Origin of the sequence: Streptomyces sp. MBT65 (genome assembly GCF_016612545.1) — a bacterium.
Classification (GTDB): Bacteria; Actinomycetota; Actinomycetes; order Streptomycetales; family Streptomycetaceae; genus Streptomyces.
Genome location: NZ_JAENRY010000343.1, coordinates 1 through 7854 on the forward strand (window position 1 = coordinate 1; position 7854 = coordinate 7854).

Annotated in this window: 6 protein-coding genes; 1 reads left to right on the top strand and 5 read right to left on the bottom strand. The window is 71.5% G+C overall.

The window, feature by feature from the left end; all coding sequences use genetic code 11:
* Positions 1 to 595: 595 nt before the first annotated feature.
* Positions 596 to 862 carry a 30S ribosomal protein S20 gene (rpsT, locus tag JHN63_RS43605; RefSeq protein WP_043676462.1) on the top strand — a complete coding sequence of 89 codons (267 nt, stop codon included), beginning with the start codon at positions 596 to 598 and terminating at the stop codon, positions 860 to 862.
* A 410-nt stretch (positions 863 to 1272) separates the two neighbouring features.
* On the opposite strand, the gene holA is transcribed toward rpsT, so the two are convergent.
* The 5 genes from holA to JHN63_RS43630 all read right to left on the bottom strand — a co-directional run bounded on the left by holA (position 1273) and on the right by JHN63_RS43630 (position 7618).
* Positions 1273 to 2277 carry a DNA polymerase III subunit delta gene (holA, locus tag JHN63_RS43610; RefSeq protein WP_200690679.1) on the bottom strand — a complete coding sequence of 335 codons (1005 nt, stop codon included), beginning with the start codon at positions 2275 to 2277 and terminating at the stop codon, positions 1273 to 1275.
* Between the two features lie 152 nt (positions 2278 to 2429).
* Complete coding sequence (locus JHN63_RS43615) at positions 2430 to 2675, bottom strand: hypothetical protein (RefSeq protein WP_033285933.1); 246 nt, start codon at positions 2673 to 2675, stop codon at positions 2430 to 2432.
* 79 nt (positions 2676 to 2754) lie between these two features.
* The gene (locus JHN63_RS43620) at positions 2755 to 3594 is read right to left on the bottom strand and encodes an arylamine N-acetyltransferase (RefSeq protein WP_200690680.1); all 840 of its coding nucleotides are present in this window, start codon (positions 3592 to 3594) and stop codon (positions 2755 to 2757) included.
* A gap of 65 nt (positions 3595 to 3659) precedes the next feature.
* On the bottom strand, positions 3660 to 6251 hold the full coding sequence (locus JHN63_RS43625; protein ID WP_200690681.1) for a ComEC/Rec2 family competence protein: 2592 nt from the start codon (positions 6249 to 6251) through the stop codon (positions 3660 to 3662).
* Between the two features lie 188 nt (positions 6252 to 6439).
* Complete coding sequence (locus tag JHN63_RS43630; RefSeq protein ID WP_200690682.1) at positions 6440 to 7618, bottom strand: ComEA family DNA-binding protein; 1179 nt, start codon at positions 7616 to 7618, stop codon at positions 6440 to 6442.
* Positions 7619 to 7854 lie beyond the last annotated feature (236 nt).

Sequence of the window (7854 nt, forward strand, 5' to 3'; positions counted from 1 at the left end):
GCTCGGGGACGGTTCGGGGCGACCCGGTGACGGTTTGGGGTTTTTCGGGCTGGTTCGGGGTGTGGTTTCGAGGTCTGGGGATCTTGGGGGCCGCACGGATTTGGGGAACCGTGGGGACGGGGAGTAGCGGTTGGGCCTCTCTGGGAGATGCCGGTCGGGCCGCCCGTCGGGATTGGCGGGGAGGGGTTCGGCGACAGGGATTTGGTTGGTCTCGCGGGGGACGCAGTGGGGAAAGCAGGGACGGTGGCGGACTGTCCGGGGATGCGCTGATGCCTCGGTGCCGCTGTGAACGGCTAGGGGTTCGGAGATTCCAGGGCTGTTCGCGTGGGCCCGGGCTTTCACTCGCTCTCCCAGTCCGCTTCTTGGGAGCCCGAGCCAGACCCGGTGAGCGGGCGTGGCCGTTCGGCTGGCCTCGGCGCGAGGCGGTGATGGTGATGATGGCGGTGGCCTCTCGGGGCCGGTTTGGGTCGGCCGGTGGCCGACTGGTAGCCTGGGTGGCTGTGTCTCCTGCCCTCTCGGCGCGAGGCGCACCCCAAGAAAAATCATCGGCCCGGGACCCGTGCGGCCCCGTGCCAGAACCTGCAAAGGCTCATTCGTGGCGAACATCAAGTCCCAGATCAAGCGGATCAAGACCAACGAGAAGGCTCGGCTGCGCAACAAGGCCGTCAAGTCCTCCCTGAAGACCGCGATCCGCAAGGCCCGCGAAGCCGCTGCCGCGGGTGACGTCGAGAAGGCCACCGAGTACCAGCGCGCTGCCGCGCGTCAGCTCGACAAGGCCGTCGCGAAGGGCGTCATCCACAAGAACCAGGCCGCCAACAAGAAGTCGGCGCTTGCTTCCAAGGTCACCGCGCTCAAGGGCTGATCCTTCCGCACTTGCCTCGGCCCGCGCTCGCGCGGACCGGACCAGTAGCAATCCACCGTGAGGACACGTCGAGCCCTCTACCTCGATTCACGGACAGACATCGTGGTCGCCACGCCACGTACAGTGCCCCCGGACCCACTTCGGGGGCATTGCTGTATCCCCGTCATCGCCGTCCTCCCCGTCGCCGCCTGCCGTCTCCGCGCGGTGTGCCGGCCCTGGGCAGAGTCGCCAGTGCCTGTCCGGCGGGGGTGGCTGAACAGGTCGAAGGCAATCGGCGATGCCCGATTCGCGTTGGCTGCCGACGGCAACCCGCTGGTCCTGAGCGCCAGATCGCCCGGCACCCGTCACACCCGCACCCGCACCCGCACCCGCACCCGCGACATGCTCCGCCGTGCCAACGACCCTGCGGGTCAGTACCCCTGACCCTGACCCTGCCCCCGTGACCGGGCCGCCCGGGCGATCGCGACGACCGCCTTCTCCAACGCGTACTCCGGATCGTCCCCCCCGCCCTTCACTCCCGCGTCCGCCTCGGCCACCGCCCGCAGCGCGACGGAGACCGCGTCCGGTGTCCACCCCCGCATCTGCTGCCGTACCCGGTCGATCTTCCACGGCGGCATCCCCAGCTCACGCGCCAGATCCGCCGGCCGTCCCCCACGCGCGGACGACAGCTTCCCGATCGCCCGCACCCCCTGCGCCAACGCGCTGGTGATCAGCACCGGCGCCACCCCGGTGGACAACGACCACCGCAGTGCCTCCAGCGCCTCCGCCGCCCGCCCCTCCACGGCCCGGTCCGCGACCGTGAAGCTCGACGCCTCGGCCCGCCCGGTGTAGTACCGCCCGACGACCGCCTCGTCGATGGTCCCCTCGATGTCGGCGACCAACTGGGTCACCGCGGACGCCAACTCCCGCAGATCACTGCCGATCGAGTCGACCAGCGCCTGGCAGGCCTCCGGCGTGGCCGACCTCCCGGTCGCCCGGAACTCACCCCGGACGAAGGCCAACCGGTCCGCCGGCTTCGTCATCTTCGGGCAGGCCACCTCCCGTGCCCCCACCTTGCGCGCGGCATCGAGCAGCCCCTTGCCCTTGACCCCACCCGCGTGCAACAGCACCAGGGTGATCTCCTCGGCGGGCGCTCCGAGATACGCCTTCACGTCCTTGATCGTGTCCGCGGAGAGGTCCTGCGCGTTGCGTACGATCACGACCTTGCGCTCCGCGAAGAGCGACGGGCTGGTCAACTCGGCGAGTGTGCCGGGCTGCAGCTGGTCCGAAGTCAGGTCACGTACGTCCGTGTCGGCGTCGGAGGCCCTGGCGGCGGCCACCACCTCCCGCACGGCACGGTCGAGCAGGAGGTCTTCCTGGCCCACGGCAAGCGTCACCGGGGCGAGAGGGTCGTCATTCGCAGTCTTCCTGGCCATCTCGTAAAGCATCGCACGCGCCACTGACAACGCGTCCCGCATGCGGGAGGTGGGCCGGGTGCGAGGCCCTCCGGGCGGGAGGGTGCCGGGAGGGGAGCAGTAGTGGACCGGATGCGGATGCGGATGCGGATGCGGATGCGGATGCGGGAACGCTACGGCTCCTCGCGCCAGCCGTCCCACTCCCCCGCGAACGCGTCCAGCTCCGCGGGATCGAGCCGCCCGTCCTCGTCCCGCAGAACGAGAAGCCACTGCGCGTCCTCGGCATCGTCCTCACCGGCCAGCGCGTCCCGCACCAGCCGCGGTTCCTCGTCCAGCGCGAACCGCTCCCCGAGCACCTCCGCCGCCTCCTGAGCCGCGTCACGATCGGGCAGCACCAGCACATGTCTCACATCACTCACGGGGACATTTTCCGGTACGGCCACGGTTTCGCGCCAACCCGCCCAGGGCCTGCGCGGATCTATGCGTGCCGGTACGGGCTCATGTGGGCTCACTCACCGTCGGCACCACCCCCAACTCGATCCCGAACCGCTCCCGGTACACCGTCAACACCTCCTCGTCCGTGGTCAGTTCACGTACGTCCCGCGTCCCGTCCGCCCCCGTCACCGTCAGACCGCGACCGCTTAGCGTGATCCGCCCGCCGTCGTCCGTGAGCCGTGAGCAGACCAGTGACCGGGTGAAGTGCGAGGCCGGCGAGGTGCTGTGCCACCACGCTCCGACCACGAAGTCACCCAGCCCCCGGGGCCGCGTCTCCAGCCGGTACTCGGGCCTGCCGTTCCGGACCACGTCCAAATCCGCGGCCAAATCCAAGTCCGAGTCCGAGTCCGAGTGCAAGCGCCCGGCCGCATCCGGTCCCGACGCGACGACCCTGAACGTGCCGCCGGGATCCTTCTGTTCACCCCGCTCCTCGAAGGCCAGCGGATAGTGGCTGTGCGTCCCGAACCCCACGTCGGCCAGCCACACTCCCCCGTCCACCGTCCGCACTTTCAACGCGAGATGGTCGTACGGGATCCCCGGCCGCCCCTCGTCCCCGTACACCCGCGCCGCGAGCAGTGCGACGTCGAAGCCCAGCGCGGTGAGCAACGCGCCGAACAGTCCGTTCAGTTCGTAGCAGAACCCTCCCCTGGCCGCGCCCACCACCTTGTCCAGCAGCCGGTCCTCCTCCAGCACGATCTCCTCTCCCAGATGGATCGACAGATTCTCGAAGGGCACGGTCTGCAAATGGCGCAGATGCAGCTCGCGCAGGACATCGACGGTCGGCGAGGCCGGGTGCTGGACTCCCAGCCGGCGGAGATAGGCATCAACCTGTGCGGGATTCATGCCCTCAGTCTCGCGCCACCCGCAGCTCAGCGGCCGCATCCCTGCCTGGCTGCCGCCCCCCTCTCTCATTCCCGTGTCACCCGAAGCCCGCCGCCCTCACCTCCCACCGCCAGCGCCCCGTCCACGTCCGTCCGCAGGACCACCGTGCCCATGTCTCGCAGCGCCGCGACCGTGCTGGGAGCCGGGTGTCCATACACGTTGTTCTCGCCACAGGAGATCAGCGCCAGCCGTGGGGCCACTCTGCGTATCAGGTCCGGATCCTGGTAGGCCGAGCCATGATGGGCGACCTTGAGCACATCCACGCCGCCCAGCAGCGCGGCCGCCGGTGATCTCAACAGCTCCTGCTGGGCCCGGGGTTCGAGATCCCCGAGCAGCAGCAGACGGAGTCCGGCCGTCCGTACCAGGAGTGCGACGCTGGCGTCGTTCGGGCCGTCCGGGTCCGGCGCCGGGCGCGGTGGGGGCCACAGCACCTGCCAGGAGAGCGGACCGGTGCGTCGCTGTTCCCCGGCCACGGCCCGGGTGATCGGGATGTGCCGTTCCGCCGCCGCCCGCCGTACGAACTCGGCCTGGTCCGCGGGCTCTTCGAAGGACGTCGTCTCGATGGCGCCCACCTCGCGGCCCCGCAGTACCCCGGGCAGTCCTGCCACATGGTCGGCGTGGAAGTGGGTGAGCACGACGAGCGGAATCCTGGTGATGCCCAGGGTGCGCAGACACTGGTCGACCAGCTTCGGATCGGGCCCGGCGTCCACGACCACCCCGGTGCCCTTGCCCGCCGCGAGCACCGTCGCGTCGCCCTGCCCGACGTCACACATCGCGAACCGCCAGCCCGGCGGCGGCCATCCCGTGATCACCCGGGTCAGTGGCGCAGGCGCCACCACGATCAGCAGCAGAAGCAACCCGCAGAGACCGCACAGCCAGGGGTGCTTCAACAACCGCCGCCCGACCAGCACGAGGGCCGCGACCGCGAGGGCGAGCAGCAGTGCCCCCGTCCAACTGCCCGGCCAGTCCACTCCCCCACCGGGCAGCGCCGCACCGCTCCGGGCCACGTCCGCGATCCACCCGGTGGGCCAACTCGCGCCCCAGGCAAGGACCTTGGCCACCGGCATCGCCACCGGCGCCGCGGCCAGTGCCGCGAAGCCCAGGACCGTGGCCGGCGCGACGGCGATCTCCGCGAGCAGATTGCACGGCACCGCCACCAGGCTCACCCGCGCCGACAGCACGGCAACAACCGGTGCGCACAACGCCTGCGCGGCAGCGGCGGCGGCCAGCGCCTCGGCCAACCGCGGCGGAACCCGGTGCCGGCGCAGCGTCTCGCTCCAGCGCGGCGCGAGCGTGAGCAGCGCACCGGTGGCCAGCACGGAGAGCAGGAAGCCGTAACTGCGGGCCAGCCACGGGTCGTAGAGCACCAGCAGCAGTACGGCCGTCGCCAGGGCCGGGATCAGTGATCTGCGGCGGCCGGTCGCCAGGGCGAGCAGTGCGACGGCACCGCAGGCGGCGGCCCGCAGCACGCTCGGGTCGGGCCGGCACACGACGACGAACCCGAGCGTGAGGACCCCGCCGAGCAGTGCGGTCGCCCGGAGGGAGATGCCCAGGCGCGGTGCCAGGCCCCGGCGTTCGACGTGCTGGGCGAGACCGGGTGGTCCGATGAGGAGGGCGAGCAGGATGGTGAGGTTGCTTCCGGAGACGGCGAGGGTGTGCGCGAGGTCCGTCTCCTTGAATGCCTCGTCCAACTCGGGTGTGATCCGCGCGGTGTCCCCGACGACCAGCCCCGGCAGCAACGCCCGCGCGTCGCCCGGCAATCCGTCGGTGGCCTCACGCAGCCCGGCCCGCAGGCGCCCCGCGAACCGCTGTGCTCCGGACGGTCCCTCCACCACCTCCGGCACCGGCTGATTCCTTACCCGCAGCACGGCCGCGACCTTGTCCCCGCTCGTCAGCGAGGGCGCCAACCGCGCCGTCACCTTCACCCGCGTGGACGGAAGCAGCCCGAGCCAGGGCGAACGCTCCGGCCCACCGCCGGAACCCCGCGCCCTGCCCGCCCCTTCCCATCTCCCTCCCTTGGTGGACGAGTTCGGGTCGACGATCAGCAGCACCGGCGCCCGCGTCTCCACGATCGTCCCGTCCATCTCCTCGACCCGCCGCACCTCGGCGTCGATCAACACGGAGACCGGTGCCGCGTGATCCCCGCTGACCCGGGGCCGGGTCAACCGTGGATCGGAACCGACCTCCACCTCCGCGGTCACGGTCGCGTACTCCCGCGCCAGTTCGGGCACCGGCCCTCGACGCAGGTCCGCCCCGTGCAGTCCGGCGGAAGCGGCGGCCGCGGCGATGGCGAGGAGCAGGGCGGCGATCGAGACACGGGGCCATGCGGCCTGCCGCCACGACACCGCGGGGTGGAGTCCTTCCGGTGAGAGGCCAGCGGCCGACCGTGGCGAGGTACGGCTGCCGCCTGCCCTGTCCCGGCGCCGCGTCACCAACAGCAGCACGAGTGCCACGGTCAGCGTCGCCACGGCGGTCCCTGTGACCCAGGCCGACGACGCGTCCAGCGCCAGTGCCGCCGTCGCCCAGGCCGCGAGTGCGGGCGGCACTAGTCGTAGGTCCGTCGGTCCTTCCTGTTGTGGGTGTGCGGTACCCCGCCGATTCCCCGAAGCGGCGTGCACGTTGCGGCGGCGGGCTGGTGAGGTGGCGGATACGGATCGGTGAGGGGAGGAGGGGCCGTCGTCCGGTGCCGTGCGGTGGGGAATCGCGGGCTCGAGCGGGTCGTCGTGGACGGGGGACCTAACCGCACCAGGTCCCCGGGTCACGGCCGCACCAGATTCCGGGGGCACGGCTGCACCAGATTCCGAGGTCATGGCTGCACCAGGTCCCGCAGATCGGAGAAGCGGCGGTCGCCGATGCCGTTGACCTGGCGCAGTTCGTCCACCGAGCGGAAACCGCCGTGCTGGGTGCGGTAGTCGATGATGTGCTGGGCCAGCACCGGTCCCACGCCGGGCAGGGTGTTGAGCTGGTCCGCGGTGGCCGTGTTGAGGGAGACCGGCGCCGTCGGGGCAGCTCCCGCAACTGACCCCACCGAGCCCGCCGCCCCCGCGGTGCTCGCGCCTCCCGCACCGGGCACCCCCGCAATCGCCGGACCGCCGACGACGATCTGCTCCCCGTCCACGAGGAACCGAGCGCGGTTGAGCCCCTCCGTGCTGGTGCCCGGACGCACCCCACCCGCCGCGCGCAAGGCGTCGGTCACCCGCGAACCGGCGGGAAGCCGATGAACCCCGGGCTCCCGGACCTTGCCGCTGACGTCCACGACGATCTCGGTGCCGGTCGCGCCCGAAGCACCCCGCGCTCCGGCCGAGGAGGCACGCGACTCGCTCTGTTTGCCCGCAACCGCGCGCCCGCTGCCGCCAACCGCATCTCCCTCTCCGAAGGGGGACGCCGCTCCCACCACCTCCGGGGCGCGCACGGGCTGGGTCCGGCCCACCCAGAAGTGCTGCACGGCGAAGACCGCGGCCACCACGAGCAGTACACCGAGCGCGACCACGTTCCGCCGCTCCAGCCCGCACCGCGTCTGCACCCACACCGGCATCCGCTCCCGCAGAGCCGACCCGACCCGCTCCCGCCAGGCCCCCGCCGCACGATCCCGTACGACGCCTGTCTCCACCTCTCCGGTGCCGCTGAACTCGCCAGAGTCTCCGGTCATGCCGGCCCCTCCGGCGTACGAGAAGTCATCAGGCTCCAGGGCAACACCCACCGGCGACTCGACCCGGACTTCCCGCTTACCCGACCCCGGCCCAGCCTCCAACCCCGGCCCAGACTCCGGCTCCGGCTCCGGCTCCGGCCCCCGAACGGTCCAAGGCCCCGCATCAACAGGCGCCGGAAACCGAAGCCCCGCCGCCCTGACCACAGCCCCAACAGGCCGTCCCCCGGCATCAGTCACGAACGAATCCGAAGTCCCCACGCCTCCAACCCCCGGCGAACGAAGACTCCCCACGGGCTGCGCCACGACCGGAACAGGACACCCCCCGGCTTCAGCCATCGACGGAAGAGCACTTCGCCCGCCGTCCCCCACCGACGGAGGGGAACCCCACACGACCTCGTCCACAGTCAGAGCAGGAGACCCCAAGTCCTCAGCCACAGGCGGAATCGAGCGCCCCAGGACCTCACCCGCCGGCACAAGCGAACCCAGCACGGCCTCACCAGCCGACGAGTTCAGACGCCCCGCCCCCTCCACCACGGGCGCGCGAAAATCCTCACCCCCGCGATCCCCTGTAC